We start from the raw sequence: 17,269 nt of genomic DNA, 5'->3' as shown, positions 1-17,269 counted from the left end.
GCTACTTGGTGTCGCGCACCGCGCGGTTCACCGCGGAGATGACGGCCTTCAGCGAGGACATGGTGGTGTTGGTGTCCACGCCGACGCCCCAGAGCACGCGCTCGCCCACGGCGCACTCGACGTAGGCCGCTGCCGCGGCGTTGCCGCCCTCGGAGAGGGCATGCTCGGTGAAGTCCAGCACCCGGACGTCGACTCCCTCGGCGGAGAGGATGTTCACCAGGGCGTTGATCGGGCCGTTGCCGCTGGCCGAGCGGCGGTGCGGGACGCCGTCGATGACCAGCGTGGTGGTCAGTTCGAACCGGCCGTCCTCGGCGGTGTCGGCGGTGGCCGAGCCGAGCTTGAAGCGGCCCCACGGCTCGTGGTCCGAGCCCTCGGTGACCGGCAGGTACTCGTCCTGGAAAACGTTCCAGATCGCGGCGGCGGAGATCTCCCCGCCCTCCCCGTCGGTCTTGCGCTGGATGACGCCGGAGAACTCGATCTGCGCGCGGCGCGGCAAATCCAGCGAGTGCTCGCTCTTGAGCAGGTAGGCGACGCCGCCCTTGCCGGACTGCGAGTTCACGCGGATCACTGCCTCGTAGGAGCGGCCGATGTCCTTCGGGTCCACGGGCAGGTACGGCACGGCCCACTCGATCTCGTCGACGGTCTTGCCCGCGGCGGTGGCGTCGGCCTCCATGGCCTCGAAGCCCTTCTTGATGGCGTCCTGGTGGGAGCCGGAGAAGGCGGTGAAGACCAGGTCGCCGCCGTACGGGGAGCGTTCCGGGACGGGCAGCTGGTTGCAGTATTCGACGGTGCGGCGGATTTCGTCCATGTCGGAGAAGTCGATCTGCGGGTCGATGCCCTGGCCGAACAGGTTCATGCCCAGGGTCACGAGGTCGACGTTGCCGGTGCGTTCGCCGTTGCCGAAGAGGCAGCCCTCGATGCGGTCCGCGCCGGCCAGGTAACCGAGCTCGGCGGCCGCGACGCCGGTGCCGCGGTCGTTGTGCGGGTGCAGGGAGAGGACTATCGAGTCGCGGTTCTCCAGGTTGCGGTGCATCCACTCGATCGAGTCGGCGTACACGTTGGGGGTCGCCATCTCCACTGTCGCCGGCAGGTTGAGGATCATCTTGTTCTCGGGGCTGGCCTCGAGGACCTCGGCCACAGCGTCGGAGATGCGCTTGGCGAACTCCAGCTCGGTTCCGGTGAAGGATTCCGGGGAGTACTCGTAGGTGATCTTGGTGCCAACCAGCTGCTCCTCGTACTTCTTGCACAGGCGCGCGCCGGTCAGCGCGATGTCCATGATGCCGTCCTGGTCCTGGTTGAACACGACGCGGCGCTGCAGCACGGAGGTGGAGTTGTAGAGGTGGACGATCGCCTGCTTGGCCCCGACGAGCGATTCGTAGGTGCGCTCGATCAGGTGTTCGCGGGCCTGGGTGAGCACCTGGATGGTGACGTCGTCCGGGATGCCGCGTTCGATCAGCTGGCGCACGAAGTCGAAGTCGGTCTGCGAGGCGGACGGGAAGCCGACCTCGATCTCCTTGAAACCCATCTTCACAAGCAGGTCGAACATCTTGTGCTTGCGCTCGGGGCTCATCGGGTCGATCAGCGCCTGGTTTCCGTCGCGGAGGTCCACCGCGCACCAGCGCGGAGCCTGGGTGATGTACTTGTCCGGCCAGGTGCGGTCCGGCAGGGAGATGTTGATCTGGTCCTGGAACGGCACGTATTTGTGGATCGGCATTCCGGAGGGCTTTTGCATGTTCTGCATTTCACTGGGCCTTTTCTATGTGGTGTGAGAAAGGGGGCCGGGACGTTGGTTGACTCCGCAGCGAGGGGTCGGCCGAAGGACGCTTAGAGTCCTGTCTGGGTCTCGCCGCGGCGGCTTAGTAGTAGTAGTCCGAAATGCATTTCTCCAAGATAGCACCGCGCCCGCACCGGCCGTGATTTGTTGAACAAACTGTGTCACATGGTGGACATCTTCCGTGCCGTGCGCGCCCGGAGCGGTTCCGCCAGGGCCCCGAACCCGAGCTCACGGCCGAGGATGTTCACGGCGGCCCGGTGCCCCGAGCGCAGCGCGGCAGTCACCGTCGCCGGGTCCTCGCCCCAGGTGGCCTCGCCCGCGAGGTGCAGCACGCCGGCGACCGGCGTGGCCAACAGGTCGTGGTCCTCGGGCAGCGAGCCCGGTTTCAGGTATGCGTAGGATCCGCGGGAGTGGGGGTCGTCCTGCCAGTTCGTGACAAGGACGTGCTCGGGCTGCCCGACCTTCTCCCCGTAGATGCCGCGCAGGGCATCGAGCACCGATTCCGCGATGCGGTCCGCGCCCCACCCGCGGGTTTCGACGGCGCTGGGCCCGGCGGCGAAGGTCAGCAGGGTCGGCACCCCGTGCACTTCCGTGAGGTCGTACCACGAATGCCACCACCTGCCGGCCTCGCCCTGCTGCCGGATCGCGTAGACGCCCTCGTCCCAGAACCTGGCGGGGAAGCGCAGGAACACCTTTTCGAAGTTGTTCATCCCGAACCCCTCGATCGCGTTGGCGTGGGCCTCGGGCAGGGTGGGGGAAAACTTGAACTCGCCGGATTTCAGGATCCCGACCGGAACCGTGACGACCGCCCGGGCAGCGGCGAATTCCTTCTGCCCGGCGGTCACGAGCACCCCGGCGGGCGACCACTCGACGCGCGTGACAACGTGCCCGAGCCTGATGTCCAGCCCGGCGGACAGGTGTTCGGCAAGTTCGCCGAAGCCGTCGGGGAAGACGACCTCGTCGCCCTGGACCGAATCGTCGTCCAGTCCGTGTGCATCGAGGTGTCCGGCCGGCACCCCGTACTGTTCCTCGGAGCGGTGGTGGAGGAATTCCCTCACGCGTTCGGCACGAGCCGTGTCCCAGTCCAGCGCGGCGAGGGCTTCCTCGATGGCGTCCGCGTACGTGCTGCCGGGCACCGATGCGTCGATCGCGGCGGCCAGGCGAATGTCGGCCTCGCCGATGTCCGCCCCGAACGCCAGGCTCTCCTGCTCGCCCAGCCGCTCCCCCGCCGGATCGTAGTAGGCGATCGGACGGCCGTGCGACTGGTAGCTCCCGACGGTGAATTCGACGGTGCGCATGCCGAGCTTGTCGACAAGTTCGGCCAGCGGGTTTCCGTCGATGCCGTGGATCCACGAGGCGCCGCGGTCGGTGGTGTGGCCGTCGGCGCGCTCGGTGTAGGTGCGCCCGCCGATCCGCCCGCGTGCTTCCAGCACCAGGACGCGCTGCCCGGCCTGTGCCAGCAGGCGCGCCGCGGTGAGGCCGGAGACGCCGGCTCCGATGACTATCACATCGTGGTTTTCCATGCGGCAACTGTAACAACGGGGCCGAGGGCACCACCAAGCCGGGGCCGGAATGTTGCTTCGGTTGCGCGCAGTGCCCCGGTGCGCGGCGCCGGGGACGCCGAAGGCCCCGGGGAGCAGTCGCGCTGCGCCCCGGGGCCTTCGGCGGTGGAAGCCGGGGCCCGGGCTAGAAGCCCAGCTTGCCCAGCTGCTTGGGATCGCGCTGCCATTCCTTGGCGATCTTCACGTGCAGGTCAAGGTACACGCGGGTGCCCAGCAGCGCCTCGATGCCCTTGCGCGAGCGGGTCCCGACGTCGCGCAGGCGCGCTCCGCCCTTGCCGATGATGATGGCCTTCTGGCTGGGGCGTTCCACGTAGAGGTTCACCCGAACATCCAGCAGCGGGTTGTCCTCCGGGCGGCCTTCGCGCGGCACCATTTCCTCGACGACGACGGCCAGCGAGTGCGGCAGCTCGTCGCGCACGCCCTCCAGGGCGGCCTCGCGGATCAGCTCGGAGACCATCTTGGCCTCCGGCTCGTCGGTCAGCTCGCCGTCCGGGTACAGCGGCGGGGAGAGCGGCATCTGCGCCACGAGCACGTCGGCGACGTCCTTGACCTGGAAGTCCTTGGTCGCGGAGACCGGCACCACGGCGGCCCAGCCGCCCTCGCCGAGCGTCTCCACGCCCAGCTGCGCGACGGCCAGCAGCTGCTGCATGAGCGCCGCCTTGTCCACGGTGTCGGCCTTGGTGACTATCGCGACGATCGGCTTGCGCTGCAGCTGCGCCAGCTGGGTGGCGATGAAGCGGTCGCCCGGGCCGATCTTCTCGTTGGCCGGCAGGCAGAAGCCTATGGCGTCGACCTCGGAGAGCGTTTCCGCGACAAGGTCGTTCAGGCGCTGGCCCAGCAGCGTGCGCGGGCGGTGCAGGCCCGGGGTGTCCACGAGCACCAGCTGGGCGTCCTCGCGGTGCACGATCCCGCGGATGGTGTGGCGGGTGGTCTGCGGCTTCGCGGAAGTGATGGCGACCTTCTGGCCCACCAGGGCGTTGGTCAGCGTCGACTTGCCCGCGTTGGGGCGGCCCACGAAGGAGGTGAACCCGGCGCGGAAGTCGGCCGGCCAGCCGCCCTCCGGCATCATGGCGGGGGTGGGGGTGTTCCGGGTCATGCTTGCTCCTTGTGATGCGGTGCATCGTTCACGGCGGGTTGTTCGCCGGTTGTCGTTTGTTCTTCCACCTTGCGCACCAGGATCTTCCCGATGCGGTTGCGCCGCCCGCTGAGCGAGACGACCTCCAGTTCCAGGCCGTGGACCTCGGCGTGCGAGCCGAGCACCGGCACGCTGCCCAGCCCCTTGGCCAGCAGCCCGCCGACGGAATCGACCTCGTCCTCGTCGATGTCGATGTCGAACAGCTCGCCGAGTTCGTCGATCGAGGTGCGCGCTGTGACGGTGTAGCCGCCGTCGCCCGTCTCCTCGATCTCGTGGCGCTGCCTGTCGTATTCATCATCGATCTCCCCGACGATTTCCTCAATGAGGTCCTCGAGGGTCACCAGGCCGGCGGTTCCGCCGTACTCGTCGATCACGATGGCCATGTGCGTGGATTCGCGCTGCAGCTCCGGCAGCAGTTCGCCGACGAGCTTGGATTCGGGCACGTAGCGGGTGGGCCGGGCCAGTTCCTCGACCAGCGCCGCGGAACCGGGCTCCTTGTGCAGCTTGTAGGCCACGTCCTTGAGGTAGACGATGCCGAAGATGTCGTCGGCGTCCTCCCCGATCACCGGCACGCGCGAGCAGCCGGAGTTCAGGAACAGCTCCATGGCCGCGTTCAGGCCCTGGCCCTTGTCGATGGTCTTCATCTCCGTGCGCGGCACCATGACCGAGCGCACGTAGGTGTCCTCGAGGTCGATCACGGAGTTGATGATCTCCGCGGCGTCGTCCTCCAGGCCGTCGCCCTCCGAGGCGCGGTCCACCAGGTCGCGCAGGCGCTCCTTGGAGAGGAAGCCCTCGTCCTCGGCCACCGCATGCGGGGCGATGGCCTGGCCGATGCCCACCAGCCAGGACGGGATGGGGCCAAGCACCAGGCGCAGGAAACGGATCAGCGGCGCGGTGCGGCGCACCACCGCGTCGGCGTGGGTGCGGCCGTAGCGGCGCGGGGAGACCCCGACCAGCACGAACCCGACACCGGCCATGGTGATGGTGGCCAGCAGCCCGGCAAGCCAGACGTTGCCGAGCCGGTCGTGGTAGAGGATGCCCACCGCCACGGCGGAGGCCGTTTCGAACCAGATGCGCCAGAAGCGCACGGCGTGCGTGTGGCTGGTGGTGTCGTCGAGGATCCGGCTCAGGTGGCTTGCGGAGGATTCGCTGCGCAGCACCTCTGCCTGCTGCCGCGAGAGGTAGAGGTACGCGGACTCGGCCGCGGTGAGGATTGCCGCACAGACAATGAAGAGCAGTGCACAGAGCGCGAGGATGGTCGCGGTCACTAGTTCATCGTCTCCCGGGGTGCCGGGCGGCCCAGGAATCCTTCAAGCAGCTGGCGCTGCAGGGCGAACATGATGTCCTTTTCCTCGGGTTCGGCATGGTCGAAGCCCAGCAGGTGCAGCATGCCGTGGGTGGTGAGCAGCAGGATCTCGTCCTCCACGCTGTGGCCGCCGGCCGCGGCCTGGGTGGTGGCGACCTGCGGGCAGATCACGATGTCCCCGAGCATTCCGGCCTCGGTGGGCGATCCGGCACGGCCCGGGCGCAATTCGTCCATGGGGAAGCTCATGACATCGGTGGGGCCCTCGATGTCCATCCACTCGACGTGCAGCGCGCTCATCGGCTCCTCGTCCATCAAGATGATCGAGACCTCGGTTTCCGGGTGCACGTGCAGCGCGGAGAGGATGTGGCGTCCCAACGCGCTGATCCGTTCGAGGTCGGCGTCGACCTCGGACTCGTTGTTGACCTCTACGCTCATGATGCGTTCTCCTGGTTGGCGGGATCGTGTCCCTGGGGGTTGCCGTGTTGCTTGCGCGGAGCCTGGCCGGTGCCGGCGCCCGCCTGTGCGCGGCGCCGTGCCCGGGCGGCCGAGCGGTTGAAGTTGGGGTCTTGGCGCACCGTCCAGCGTTCGTAGGCGCCGACGATGGCGCCCACCAGCCGGTGGCGGACCACGTCGGAGGCGTCGAGTTCGCAGAAGGCGATGTCATCGACCCCCTCGAGGATCTCGGTGACCACGCGCAGCCCGCTCTTGGCGCCGCCGGGCAGGTCGACCTGGGTGATGTCGCCGGTGACAACGATCTTGGAGCCGAAGCCCAGCCGGGTGAGGAACATCTTCATCTGCTCGGGCGTGGTGTTCTGCGCCTCGTCGAGGATGATGAATGCGTCGTTGAGCGTGCGCCCGCGCATGTAGGCCAGCGGGGCGACCTCGATGGTGCCGGCGGCCAGCAGGCGCGGGATCGAGTCGGGTTCGAGCATGTCGTGCAGCGCGTCGTAGAGCGGGCGCAGGTACGGGTCGATCTTGTCCGTGAGCGTGCCGGGCAGGAAGCCGAGCTTCTCCCCCGCCTCGACGGCCGGGCGGGTCAGGATGATGCGGCTGACCTCCTTGGCCTGCAGCGCCGCGACGGCCTTGGCCATCGCCAGGTAGGTCTTGCCGGTGCCGGCGGGGCCGATGCCGAAGATCACGGTGTTCTCGTCGATCGCATCGACGTAGGACTTCTGGTTCACGGTCTTGGGCCGGATCGCCTTGCCCCGGCCGGAGAGGATCTTCAGTCCCAGCACCGACTGCGCGTCGGCGGCGCCGGAGCCTTCCAGCATGCGGATGAGCTGTTCGATGGTCTGCGCGGAAATCCGGGTCCCGTTGGCGGCGAGCGAGCGCGCCTCGGTGATGACGCGCAGGGCGCGGTGGGCGGCGGCCGGTTCCCCGGTGACCCGCAGGTCGTTGCCGCGTGCGTGGAGCTCGACGCCCGGATAGGCGCCGCCGAGCACGCGCAGGAGCTCGTCGTGTGCACCCAGGGTGGCGACCATGTGGTCGGAACTCTCGAAGCTGACCAGCGCATCGGTTTCCCGTGGCTGCCCTGATTGGCTCATCTCTGGATCCATACGACTGTTGCCGCCTCCGCATTCCGGGTGGGCTACTCGGGCCCGCGGTCCTTCCGCGGCCCATGGTCCCAGCACCCCGTCCATCCTATCCTGCCCTTGTGGCAGCGGCCATTGGGTGCACGAGGTGCCTGCGCCGCAGGGTCCCCCCGAACATCTCAATCGCGCAACAGTCGTTTCGAAACCGGGATCGGGACACCCGCTGCGGCGAATTCTGTGCAAGGCTGGATGACGTCGATTCGGCTCCCCCGACGCGGCAGCACGCACGTTTTCAGTTCTTTTCCTCCCAGAAAGCCACGATTTTCGATGTCCCGTTCCCGTAGCACCGCCCGTTCCCGCATTGCGGTGCTGACGCTCACCGCGTTGCTCGGGACCACGGCATCCTGCGGGATCGGAACCGGAACGGAGCAGATCTCGATGCCGGCCGCCAAGGCCGACATCCACGCGGTGGCCCCGCTGCCGGCGGTGCAGATGGAGGCCCTGGGCACCGACCGGAGGGTGCCGGTGTACTGGCTTTCCGAGTCCGAGGGGACAGTGCTCCTCTACAGGGAATTCGAGCAGGACTCCGGGACCGGGGACCCGATCACCGTCGCGGTGCGCACGATGCTTTCCTCGAAACCCCACGACGACGACTACTTCGGCCTGTGGCGCCCCAGCCCCGAGATCGGCACCTCGGTGAGCCCGCAAAACCTGATCACCATCGACCTGGACCGCAAGGCCTTCGGCGCGTCGCTGGACCCCGGGCTGGCGGAACGCTCGATCGCGCAGCTTGTCTACACCGCCACGGCAGCCGCAGCCAACGCCGGAATCCTGACCGACGGGTTCGAACCGAGCGTGCGGATCCAGGTCGACGGGTCCAGCGACTACCTCGCTTTCGACCAGGTCCCGCTGGACCAGACCTTCACCCGGGATGCCGCACTTGCCGCGCCCCTGTGGGTCATCGATCCGCAGGCCGGAAGCACCGTGCCCGCCGGGGAAGTCGACTTCCGCGGCCTGAGCGCCAGCTTCCCCGGAGGGGAGTTCTGGGAGATCCGCCAGCATACCCAGGCGCACCCGCTGAAGACCAAGGGCAGGTCGACGGAGGTCGTGGCCTCCGGCCGGCTTCCGGAGGGCGACGGGTCCCGGAACACCAACGAGTTCACCTTCAGCCAGGACCTCGGGCCTGGCGAATACACGTTCGCCGTGTGGGGCATCGACTCGGCCACCGACCACCGGGTGTCCCTGGAGTCCAAGGACTTCACCGTCAAGTAGTGGCACGTAGAACCAAGCCGGCGGCGGGGCCCTGCCACCGGTAATGCACGAATCCCTGGCTGGTTGCCCCGTTTCGCGGGGCAACCAGCCAGGGATTCGTCGTTTGGTCACCGATGTTGCGGGATCCTCCGCGCGGAACCCGCGGCCTCAGAGCTGCCCGAGCAGGTGCCTGACCAGTACCAGTGCCGCGGGGCCGGCGGTCGAGGCGCGCAGCACGTGGCTGCCCAGCAGCGCCACCTTGGCGCCGGCGGCCAGGAACTGGTCGATCTCGCGGTCGGAGATCCCGCCCTCCGGGCCCACCACCAGGTGCACCTCGGCGCGCGGGACGGGACCCGACGCCAGCACCCCGGCGTGCTCCGCGGCCCACTCGACCACCACGTCGGCCACCGACGCGGTGCCGCGTTCATGAAGCACCAGGACGAGCACCGGCGTCCCGGATTCCGCCGCGGCGGCCATGGACTTGGCCAGGGCCGCGGTGGAGAGCATCGGGAAGACCTCCGGCAGGAAGGTGCGGCGGGACTGCTTCAGCGCGCTGAGCACCGTCGACTCCCACTTGCCCAGGGCCTTGGCGGCCTTTGCCTCGTTCCAGCGCACCACCGCGCGCTCGGACTGCCACGGGCGCACCGCGTCGATTCCGAGCTCGACCGCCGACTCGACGGCCTGCAGGTCGCGGTCGCCCTTGGCCAGCGCCTGCACCAGGGTGATGCGCACCGGCGGGAGCACCTCGTGCGCCACGGAAACCACCGTGGCGCGCAGCGAGGACTTGTCGGTGTCAAGCACCTCGACGCCGGCCCGCACGCCGGTGCCGTCGACAAGGTCGATCGTCTCACCGGTGCGCACGCGCTTGACGTTCACCGCATGGTGGGCCTCGGGCCCCTCAAGGGTGAGGACGGAACCGACGGCCGGGTCGCCGAGGGTTCCTCGCTCCATGACGAAGCACTGGTTGCTCATGAGCCCAGGTTGCCGAGCTTGCCGCGCAGCCGGGAGAACATCCCGCCGCTGTTTTCCATGCGGCCCTCGGCGAATTCCTCGCCGCGCAGCTTGGCCAGCTGTTCGAGAAGCTCCCGCTGCGCCGCATCCACCTTGGTGGGGGTCTCGACGTGCAGGTGCACGATGATGTCGCCGCGCTTGCCGCCGCGCAGGCGCGGGACGCCGTAGCCGGCCAGGCGCACGGTGTCGCCGGACTGGGCACCGGATTCGACCTCGATCACCTGGGTGCCGTCGAAGGTCTCCAGCTTCAGGTCCGCACCGAGCGCCGCGGCGGTCATCGGCACGTTCATGCGTGCGTGAAGGTCCACTCCCTCGCGTTCGAAGACCTTGTGGCGGCGCACCTCGATCTCCACGTAGAGGTCGCCGTTCGGGCCGCCGCCGGGGCCGGCCTCGCCCTGGCCGGCCAGGTGGATGCGGGTGCCGCTGGCGACGCCCGCGGGGACCTTGAGCTGCTTGGAGATGCGTTCGCGGATCCGGCCCTGGCCGTTGCAGTCGATGCAGGGGTCGGGGATGGTGGTGCCGAAGCCGCGGCAGGCCGCGCAGGTCTCCACGGTCATCATCTGGCCCAGGAAGGAGCGGACCGGGCGCTGGACCTGGCCCGCACCGTTGCAGATGGTGCAGGTGACGGGCGAGGTGCCCGGGCGGCAGCAGGTGCCTTCGCAGGTCGGGCAGGTGACGGCGGTTTCCATGTCCAGCGGGTAAACAGTTCCGGCCACCGCGTCGGCCAGGTCGATGGTGGCGGTGATCAGTGCGTCGCGGCCGCGCTGCGTGCGGGAAGCCGGGCCCTGGGACTGGCCCCCGCCGCCGAAGAACTGCTCGAAGATGTCCCCGAACCCGCCGCCGAAGCCGCCCGAGCCGAACCCGGTCTGGCCGGTGCCGTTCTCGTTGCCGGTGGCGTCGTAGTTGGCGCGCTTGTCTGCGTCCGCGAGCACCTCGTAGGCGTGGGTGACCTGCTTGAACTGCTCGGCGGCATCCTCGCCCGGGTTGACGTCCGGGTGCAGCTTGCGGGCCAGCTTGCGGTAGGCCTTCTTGATTTCCTCGCCCGTGGCGTCCTTGCTGACGCCCAGAACTTCGTAGTGAGTGCTCACAGTGCTCGCTGTGTCCTTTCGTACTTCAAAAAATTGACAATGGCCCGGCGGTCAGCTGGCCAGGATTCGGGAAAGATATCTGGCGACGGCGCGCACCGCGGCCATCGAGGTGGGGTAGTTCATCCGGGTGGGGCCCAGCACGCCGATCATCGACTGCTCCCCGGGGCCGTAGCCGGTGGCCACGACGGAGGCCTCGGTCAGCGCCCCGTACTGGTTCTCGGTGCCGATGCCGACGGCGATGCCGTGGGAGTCCTGTTCGAGCTCGGAGAACAGGCGCAGCAGCACGACCTGCTCCTCCAGCACCTCGAGCACAGGGGTGATGCTCAGCGGGAAGTCGCGGTTCGCCCGGGCCAAGTTGGCCGTCCCGGCCATGACCATGCGGTCCACGGTGTTGTTGCGCGCCAGGGCGGCCAGCACCTCGGCAATGGAGCGCGCCGCCGGCAACATGCGCGGTTCGACAAGGTCGGTGGCGCCGCCGCAGAGCTTGGCAACGTCGGCGATCGGGCGGCTGCCCAGCACGCCGAGGAACACCGCGCGCAGGCGCTGTAATTCATCCTCGCCGGTTTCGGCAGGGAGCAGGATGACCCGCTGTTCGACCTTGCCGCTGGAGGCGATGAGCACCACCAGGGTCTGGCCGGCGCCGAGGCCCACGAGCTCGATGTGCCGGACCGTGGCGTTGGAGTAGTGCGGCACCTGGATCAGGGCCACCTGTTGGGTGATGTTGGCCAGCAGCCTGACGGTGTTCTCCAGGACCTCGTTGAGGTCGTGCGAGCCCTCGATCAGGGCGGCGATGGCGCGCCGTTCGGCCGGGGAGAGCGGTTTGATGTCGCCGATCTGGTCGACGAAGTGGCGGTAGCCCTTCTCGGTGGGGATGCGGCCCGAGGAGGTGTGCGGGGCCACGATGAACCCCTCTTCCTCGAGGGAAGCCATGTCGTTGCGGATCGTCGCCGCGGAGACGCCGAGGTTGTGCCGTTCCAGCAGGGCGCGGGACCCGACGGGTTCGCGTGACTGGACGTAGTCCTCGACGATGGCCCGGAGGACCTCGAGCCTGCGTGGTTCGGTCATGATCCCCTCCCGAGTGCCGGTTTGATGTGGTCGAGGACGTCTCGTGGTGCCTGGGCCGCACATCCGCCGCCGGTTAGCACTCGACACGTCCAAGTGCTAAGTCTAATACCTTCGGCCGGGTTGTTAGCATGGTTTGTTCAAACACCATGGTGCCGCGTTCACCACACCGCACCGCCGCAGCACACGGACCCACGCACCGGAAGGTGAAACCATGACCAACTACACGTGGGGCGCCCAGGACATCAGCGCCCCCGCACGACGCCAGCTTCGCAAGGTCCCGCTGAGCCTGGGGCTGCTGCTCGAGGACGTCGAGAGCGGCTGGGTGGGCGAAGTGGTCCGCATGGAGAAGTCCGGCGGCATGCGTGTCATGGCGCTTGAGGACCGCAAGGGCAGGACCAAATCCTTCCGCACCGGTTTCGGATTCCTGCTCGAGGGGGAACCCGTGGAAATCACCGAACCCGTGGCGGTCCCGGCCGCGGCCGCCGGCACGGCGCGCAGTGCCTCCGGATCCCGGATGGTGGAGAACCTGCGGGCGCGCACCGCCCGGGCCAGCCGCATTTGGGTCGAGGGAAAGCACGACGCGCAGCTGGTGGAAAAGGTCTGGGGCCACGACCTGCGGGTCGAGGGCATCGTCGTCGAACCGCTGCACGGCGTCGACGACCTGGCCGCCGCCATCCGCGACTTCTCCCCCGGCCCGCAGCGCAAGCTCGGAATCCTGGTCGACCACCTTGTCGCCGGGACCAAGGAGGCAAAGATTGCCGCCGAGGCCATGCGGGTTCCCGGCGCCGCCGGCAACGTGCTGATCGTCGGCCACCCGTACGTCGACGTCTGGCAGGCGGTCCGCCCCACGGTACTGGGCATCAAGGCCTGGCCCGTGGTTCCCCGCGGGACGGACTGGAAGACCGGCATCCTCAAGGGGCTGGGCTGGCCGTACCGGGAGCAGATCGACGTCGCCCAGGGATGGGAGCGCATCCTGGGCCAGGTGCGCAGCTATGCGGACCTGGAGCCGTCGCTCCTGGGCCGCGTCGAGGAAGTCATCGACTTCCTCACGGCGGGCGACCCCGGCCACGTCTAGCACGCCAGCGGCAGGGCGCGACGCGCCCGAAGGGCACCTGTCGGGTCTCGTGAGAATGGTCACTCGCCGCGTCGGTTGAAGCACGTGGGAAGCCCGTTGACGGTGCCCGGGCCCCGAAAAGCACGTGGCACACGCCCCCGGCTCGCCCACGGCGGCTCCCGGGTGCCGTGATGGACGCGGATCAGCGATAAACTGTCCATCGATCAAGCAACAGCAACGAAGAGGACACCAGCAGTGGTCAACGAGGCACGAAAGTCACCCGGCTCAGGCGAAGGCCAGCCGGACCGATTCGAAGGTTCCTCGGACGCACCGCTGCCACTGACGCCGTCCGAGGACCGCCAGTGGGCCACCATTGCACACTTCGGCGCGATCCTGGGGTGCATACCCTCGGCCATCATCTACTACGTGTACCGTACCCGCGGACCGTTCACCGCCCAGGAATCCAAGGAAGCGCTGAACTTCACCTTCCCGCTCACAGTCCTGGCCATCGTCCTGAACCTGCTTTCGTTGCTCCCCGCGATCGGCTGGATCTTCGCGGTCCTGGTCGTGGCCACCTGGATCTTCCTCACCGTCAGCGGCGTCAAGGCCGGCATCAACGCGAACAAGTCGCGCCCCTACCGCTACCCGTTGAACCTGCGGATTTTCAAGTAGGAAACGTCACGGGCCCCCTCACACCGAGGGGGCCCGTTTCCATATCCGGACACCGTCCGAGCACGAAGGGAGCCGCAGCCATGGCAGACCCCCCGGTACCGGTGGATTGGGCTTCGCTGCTCACCGCGTTGCTCGTTGACAGCGCCGTGCAATGGCTTCCGGCCCTGGCGGTCTTCCGCTTGTCACAGCCCTCGGCATGGCCCCTGTCCTTGGTGTGCCTCGGGGCGGCCCTGGTATTGAACCTTGTGCTCTATTCCCGGGGAACGAGCCTGGGGATGGCGCTGTGCGGGTTCCGCCTGCGACGGCGCGACGGCAGGCGTCCCGGTTTCAAGGCCGGATCCGTCCTGGTGGGCCTGGGCGTGCTGGCCGTTGCCGTCTTTGCGGTCATGGCGCTTCTCGAGTACAACTCCTCTTCCCCGCTCACCGCAGAGCTGCGAGGCTACCCCATACGCGCCGAGCGCACGCACCGCCGGCGGTTCCTCGAGGCGGCCGACACCTACTGGCGTCGCTGGTCGGGCTAACGCGGGCGCAAGCGCGCACCCGTGTCCCGACGCCACCTGTGCCTTAACGCGACGATGGGTGCGGCGCCGGGAAAACCCCAACACCACACCCATCCAATCCGTCCGGAGACCGATTCGTCTAGAAATCCAGCAGCCGCCGCAGCACGGCGTCGGCCAGGAGCCTGCCCTGCAACGTCAGGACGATCCGCTTGGCAAACGCTGCCTCGGGGACAACAAGTCCGTCGGCAATCAACCCGGCAATGGCCGTTCGGCCTTCCGGCTTCAACTCCGAGGTGTCCATGCCGTCGACGATGCGGGTCAACAACATGGCCCGTTCAAGGTAGCGTGCATCCTCGTCCGGGGTTTCGCGTCCCGCCGCGGGCGAGGTGCCGGCGTCGATGCGCTGCTGGTAGGCGGCAGGGTGCTTGACGTTCCACCAGCGCAACCCACCCACGTGCGAGTGGGCCCCGGGGCCGGCTCCCCACCAGTCCCCTCCCCGCCAGTAGGCAAGGTTGTGCAGGCACCGGCTGTCCTCGTCCTTGGACCAGTTGCTGACCTCGTACCACTTGTAGCCGGCAGCCGCGAACAGCTCGTCGGCCAGCAGGTACTTGTCGGCGTGGTCGTCGTCGTCGATGTTGGCCACCTCGCCGCGGCGGATCTGCCCGGCAAGCCGGGTACCCTCCTCGATGATGAGCGCATAGGCGGAAATGTGGTCCGGTTCGTAGCTGAGCGCGGTGTCGACGCTGGTGCGCCAGTCCTCGATCGACTCCCCAGGTGTTCCGTAGATCAGGTCCACGCTCACTTGCAGGCCCGCGTCCTTGGCCCACTGGACCGCCAGGCCGACCCGTTCGGGGTTGTGCGTGCGGTCGAGGGTCTTCAGCACGTGTGGCACCGCTGACTGCATGCCGATCGAGACGCGGGTGAACCCGCCCTCGGCGAGCACGCGCAGCGACTCGGGCGTGATCGAGTCCGGGTTCGCCTCGGTGGTGACTTCGGCGCCGGGAGCCAGCACCCACTGGGTGCGGATTTCCCGCAGCACACGCACCAGGTCCTCGGCGGGCAGCAGCGTCGGGGTTCCGCCACCGAAGAAGACGGTTGAAACCTCGCGGCGCGGCACTCCGGACTCATCCAGGACCCGCGCACCAAAGGCGATCTCCGAGGAGACTGCCTCCGCGTACGTGTCCTGGCTGGAACCGGAGCCCAGCTCGTGCGCCGTGTAGGTGTTGAAGTCGCAGTATCCGCAGCGCACGGCGCAAAACGGAATGTGGACGTAGACGGAAAACGTCCGGTCCCCGGCACCGCCGGCGCAGGTTGCGGGAAGCAACCCGTCCGATGGTGCCGGATCCCCGAGGGGCAAAGCAGAGGGCATTCTTACTTCTTCTTGGGCTCGTCGGATGACAGGGCTGCGATGAATGCTTCCTGCGGGACCTCGACGCGGCCGACCATTTTCATGCGCTTCTTGCCTTCCTTCTGCTTTTCCAGCAGCTTGCGCTTGCGGCTGATGTCGCCGCCGTAGCACTTGGCAAGCACGTCCTTGCGGATCGCGCGGATGGTTTCGCGGGCGATGATGCGCGAGCCGATGGCTGCCTGGATCGGCACCTCGAACTGCTGGCGGTTGATCAGCTCGCGCAGCTTCACCGTCATCATGGTGCCGTAGGCGTAGGCCTTGTCGCGGTGGGTGATGGCGGAGAAGGCATCTACCTGCTCGCCCTGGAGCAGGATGTCGACCTTGACCAGGTCCGAGACCTGCTCGCCGTCGGCCTTCCAGTCCAGCGATGCGTAGCCGCGGGTCTTGGACTTCAGCACGTCGAAGAAGTCGAAGACGATCTCGGCCAGCGGAATCCAGTAGCGGATCTCCACGCGTTCCTCGGAGAGGTAGTCCATGCCGCGCATGACGCCGCGACGGGACTGGCACAGCTCCATGATGGCGCCGACGAATTCGTTCGGTGCCAGGATGGTGGCGGCAACCATCGGTTCGTGGACCTCGAGGATCTTCCCGTCGGGGAACTCGCTCGGGTTCGTCACCGTGATCATCTTCTTGTCTTCGCCCATGACCTCGTACACCACGTTCGGTGCCGTGGAGATCAGGTCGAGGCCGAATTCCGCCTCGAGGCGCTGGCGGGTGATTTCCAGGTGGAGCAGGCCGAGGAAGCCCACGCGGAAGCCGAAGCCCAGGGCGACGGAGGTTTCCGGAACGTAGGTGAGTGCGGCGTCGTTGAGCTGGAGCTTGTCCAGTGCGTCACGCAGCGCCGGGTAGTCCGAGCCGTCGATCGGGTACAGACCCGAGAACACCATGGGCTTGGGGTCCTCGTAGCCGCCCAGGGACTTCTCGGCGGGCTTGGCGAAGTTGGTGACGGTGTCGCCCACCTTCGACTGGCGCACGTCCTTCACACCGGTGATCAAGTAACCGACCTCGCCGACGCCAAGTCCCTTGGAAGGGACAGGTTCCGGGGAGGAAACGCCGATTTCCAGGAGGTCGTAGGTGGTGCCGGTGGACATCATCTGGACCTTTTCGCGCGGCGAAAGCTTGCCGTCGACAACGCGGACGTAGGTCACCACGCCGCGGTAGGTGTCGTAGACGGAGTCGAAAATCATGGCACGTGCCGGCGCATCGGCGTCGCCGACGGGCGCGGGCAGGTCACGGACGACCTTGTCCAGCAGCGCTTCGACGCCGGCACCGGTCTTGCCCGAGACCTGCAGGATGTCCTCGGGATCGCAACCGATGAGCTTGGAGATCTCGGCTGCATACTTCTCCGGCTGCGCAGCCGGGAGGTCGATCTTGTTCAGCACAGGAATGATCGTCAGGTCGTTTTCCATGGCCAGGTAGAGGTTGGCCAGCGTCTGGGCCTCGATGCCCTGGGCGGCGTCCACCAGCAGGATGGCACCCTCGCAAGCCGCAAGGGACCGTGAGACTTCGTAGGTGAAGTCCACGTGGCCCGGGGTGTCGATCATGTTCAGTGCGTAGGACTGGCCGTCGACCTCCCACGGCATGCGTACGGCCTGGGACTTGATGGTGATGCCGCGCTCGCGTTCAATGTCCATCCGGTCCAGGTACTGGGCCTTCATATCGCGTGAGGAGACGACTCCGGTGAGCTGCAACATGCGGTCGGCCAGGGTCGACTTGCCGTGGTCGATGTGGGCGATGATGCAGAAGTTTCTGATGATCGCCGGATCAGTCGCGGCAGGCACCGGTGCGGTGCGGGCCATGGGTGACACGTAAGGGACCTCGCTAATAAGGGAGTGGAAAAGTAAGTTGGCAGCGAATTGCTTCGCAAAGGCCATTCTCCCATGCCGCAGCGCCGGTGTCGCACATCCGGTG

Annotated in this window: 15 protein-coding genes; 4 read left to right on the top strand and 11 right to left on the bottom strand. The window is 67.7% G+C overall.

Features of this window, described 5'->3' with window-relative positions; all coding sequences use genetic code 11:
• Position 1: 1 nt before the first annotated feature.
• The 6 genes from leuA to ACSYDW_RS18305 all read right to left on the bottom strand — a co-directional run bounded on the left by leuA (position 2) and on the right by ACSYDW_RS18305 (position 7,321).
• Positions 2–1,741 carry a 2-isopropylmalate synthase gene (gene leuA, locus ACSYDW_RS18330; protein ID WP_438340174.1) on the bottom strand — a complete coding sequence of 580 codons (1,740 nt, stop codon included), beginning with the start codon at positions 1,739–1,741 and terminating at the stop codon, positions 2–4.
• Positions 1,742–1,935: 194 nt separating this feature from the next.
• On the bottom strand, positions 1,936–3,297 hold the full coding sequence (locus ACSYDW_RS18325) for a flavin monoamine oxidase family protein (protein ID WP_438340173.1): 1,362 nt from the start codon (positions 3,295–3,297) through the stop codon (positions 1,936–1,938).
• 163 nt (positions 3,298–3,460) lie between these two features.
• Complete coding sequence (gene era, locus ACSYDW_RS18320) at positions 3,461–4,432, bottom strand: GTPase Era (RefSeq protein WP_438340172.1); 972 nt, start codon at positions 4,430–4,432, stop codon at positions 3,461–3,463.
• Positions 4,429–5,739, bottom strand: a complete 1,311-nt coding sequence (locus tag ACSYDW_RS18315) for a hemolysin family protein (RefSeq protein WP_438340171.1) — start codon at positions 5,737–5,739, stop codon at positions 4,429–4,431. Before ACSYDW_RS18315 ends, era begins: the two co-directional genes overlap by 4 nt.
• The gene (gene ybeY / locus ACSYDW_RS18310) at positions 5,739–6,212 is read right to left on the bottom strand and encodes an rRNA maturation RNase YbeY (protein WP_438340170.1); all 474 of its coding nucleotides are present in this window, start codon (positions 6,210–6,212) and stop codon (positions 5,739–5,741) included. The genes ACSYDW_RS18315 and ybeY overlap by 1 nt, the downstream gene beginning before the upstream one ends.
• Positions 6,209–7,321, bottom strand: coding sequence for a PhoH family protein (locus tag ACSYDW_RS18305; RefSeq protein WP_438340169.1), 1,113 nt, complete (start codon positions 7,319–7,321; stop codon positions 6,209–6,211). Before ACSYDW_RS18305 ends, ybeY begins: the two co-directional genes overlap by 4 nt.
• A gap of 315 nt (positions 7,322–7,636) precedes the next feature.
• Between ACSYDW_RS18305 and ACSYDW_RS18300 the strand changes: the two genes are divergently transcribed.
• Complete coding sequence (locus tag ACSYDW_RS18300; RefSeq protein ID WP_438340168.1) at positions 7,637–8,581, top strand: GerMN domain-containing protein; 945 nt, start codon at positions 7,637–7,639, stop codon at positions 8,579–8,581.
• 147 nt (positions 8,582–8,728) lie between these two features.
• On the opposite strand, the gene ACSYDW_RS18295 is transcribed toward ACSYDW_RS18300, so the two are convergent.
• The 3 genes from ACSYDW_RS18295 to hrcA are packed head-to-tail and all read right to left on the bottom strand — an operon-like array spanning position 8,729 to position 11,724.
• Positions 8,729–9,532, bottom strand: coding sequence for a 16S rRNA (uracil(1498)-N(3))-methyltransferase (locus ACSYDW_RS18295; RefSeq protein WP_438340167.1), 804 nt, complete (start codon positions 9,530–9,532; stop codon positions 8,729–8,731).
• On the bottom strand, positions 9,529–10,659 hold the full coding sequence (dnaJ, locus tag ACSYDW_RS18290) for a molecular chaperone DnaJ (protein WP_438340166.1): 1,131 nt from the start codon (positions 10,657–10,659) through the stop codon (positions 9,529–9,531). The genes ACSYDW_RS18295 and dnaJ overlap by 4 nt, the downstream gene beginning before the upstream one ends.
• A gap of 51 nt (positions 10,660–10,710) precedes the next feature.
• A complete protein-coding gene (gene hrcA / locus ACSYDW_RS18285; protein ID WP_438340165.1) occupies positions 10,711–11,724 on the bottom strand; it encodes a heat-inducible transcriptional repressor HrcA in 1,014 nt (337 codons plus the stop codon).
• Between the two features lie 211 nt (positions 11,725–11,935).
• On the opposite strand from hrcA, the gene ACSYDW_RS18280 reads away from it, so the two are divergent.
• From ACSYDW_RS18280 to ACSYDW_RS18270, 3 genes are all read left to right on the top strand, one after another.
• Positions 11,936–12,799, top strand: a complete 864-nt coding sequence (locus ACSYDW_RS18280; protein ID WP_438340164.1) for a DUF3097 family protein — start codon at positions 11,936–11,938, stop codon at positions 12,797–12,799.
• Between the two features lie 234 nt (positions 12,800–13,033).
• Positions 13,034–13,450 carry a DUF4870 domain-containing protein gene (locus tag ACSYDW_RS18275; RefSeq protein ID WP_438340163.1) on the top strand — a complete coding sequence of 139 codons (417 nt, stop codon included), beginning with the start codon at positions 13,034–13,036 and terminating at the stop codon, positions 13,448–13,450.
• 80 nt (positions 13,451–13,530) lie between these two features.
• Complete coding sequence (locus ACSYDW_RS18270; RefSeq protein ID WP_438340162.1) at positions 13,531–13,971, top strand: hypothetical protein; 441 nt, start codon at positions 13,531–13,533, stop codon at positions 13,969–13,971.
• A gap of 118 nt (positions 13,972–14,089) precedes the next feature.
• On the opposite strand, the gene hemW is transcribed toward ACSYDW_RS18270, so the two are convergent.
• Both hemW and lepA read right to left on the bottom strand, forming a co-directional pair.
• Complete coding sequence (hemW, locus tag ACSYDW_RS18265) at positions 14,090–15,319, bottom strand: radical SAM family heme chaperone HemW (RefSeq protein ID WP_438340161.1); 1,230 nt, start codon at positions 15,317–15,319, stop codon at positions 14,090–14,092.
• A 2-nt stretch (positions 15,320–15,321) separates the two neighbouring features.
• A complete protein-coding gene (gene lepA, locus ACSYDW_RS18260; protein WP_438340160.1) occupies positions 15,322–17,166 on the bottom strand; it encodes a translation elongation factor 4 in 1,845 nt (614 codons plus the stop codon).
• Positions 17,167–17,269: the final 103 nt, after the last annotated feature.

Origin of the sequence: Paeniglutamicibacter selenitireducens, assembly GCF_051550675.1 — a bacterium.
Lineage (GTDB): Bacteria > Actinomycetota > Actinomycetes > Actinomycetales > Micrococcaceae > Paeniglutamicibacter.
Note: the sequence above shows the minus strand (reverse complement) of the source record. Positions and strands in the feature narration are given on the sequence as shown.

Coding starts and splice junctions, on each gene's coding strand:
- ACSYDW_RS18295 (WP_438340167.1), bottom strand. CDS start 9,532: ATGAGCAACCAGTGCTTCGTCATGGAGCGAGGAACCCTCGGCGACCCG.
- hrcA (WP_438340165.1), bottom strand. CDS start 11,724: ATGACCGAACCACGCAGGCTCGAGGTCCTCCGGGCCATCGTCGAGGAC.
- ACSYDW_RS18270 (WP_438340162.1), top strand. CDS start 13,531: ATGGCAGACCCCCCGGTACCGGTGGATTGGGCTTCGCTGCTCACCGCG.
- ybeY (WP_438340170.1), bottom strand. CDS start 6,212: ATGAGCGTAGAGGTCAACAACGAGTCCGAGGTCGACGCCGACCTCGAA.
- ACSYDW_RS18300 (WP_438340168.1), top strand. CDS start 7,637: ATGTCCCGTTCCCGTAGCACCGCCCGTTCCCGCATTGCGGTGCTGACG.
- ACSYDW_RS18305 (WP_438340169.1), bottom strand. CDS start 7,321: ATGAGCCAATCAGGGCAGCCACGGGAAACCGATGCGCTGGTCAGCTTC.
- hemW (WP_438340161.1), bottom strand. CDS start 15,319: ATGCCCTCTGCTTTGCCCCTCGGGGATCCGGCACCATCGGACGGGTTG.
- ACSYDW_RS18280 (WP_438340164.1), top strand. CDS start 11,936: ATGACCAACTACACGTGGGGCGCCCAGGACATCAGCGCCCCCGCACGA.
- era (WP_438340172.1), bottom strand. CDS start 4,432: ATGACCCGGAACACCCCCACCCCCGCCATGATGCCGGAGGGCGGCTGG.
- ACSYDW_RS18325 (WP_438340173.1), bottom strand. CDS start 3,297: ATGGAAAACCACGATGTGATAGTCATCGGAGCCGGCGTCTCCGGCCTC.
- leuA (WP_438340174.1), bottom strand. CDS start 1,741: ATGCAGAACATGCAAAAGCCCTCCGGAATGCCGATCCACAAATACGTG.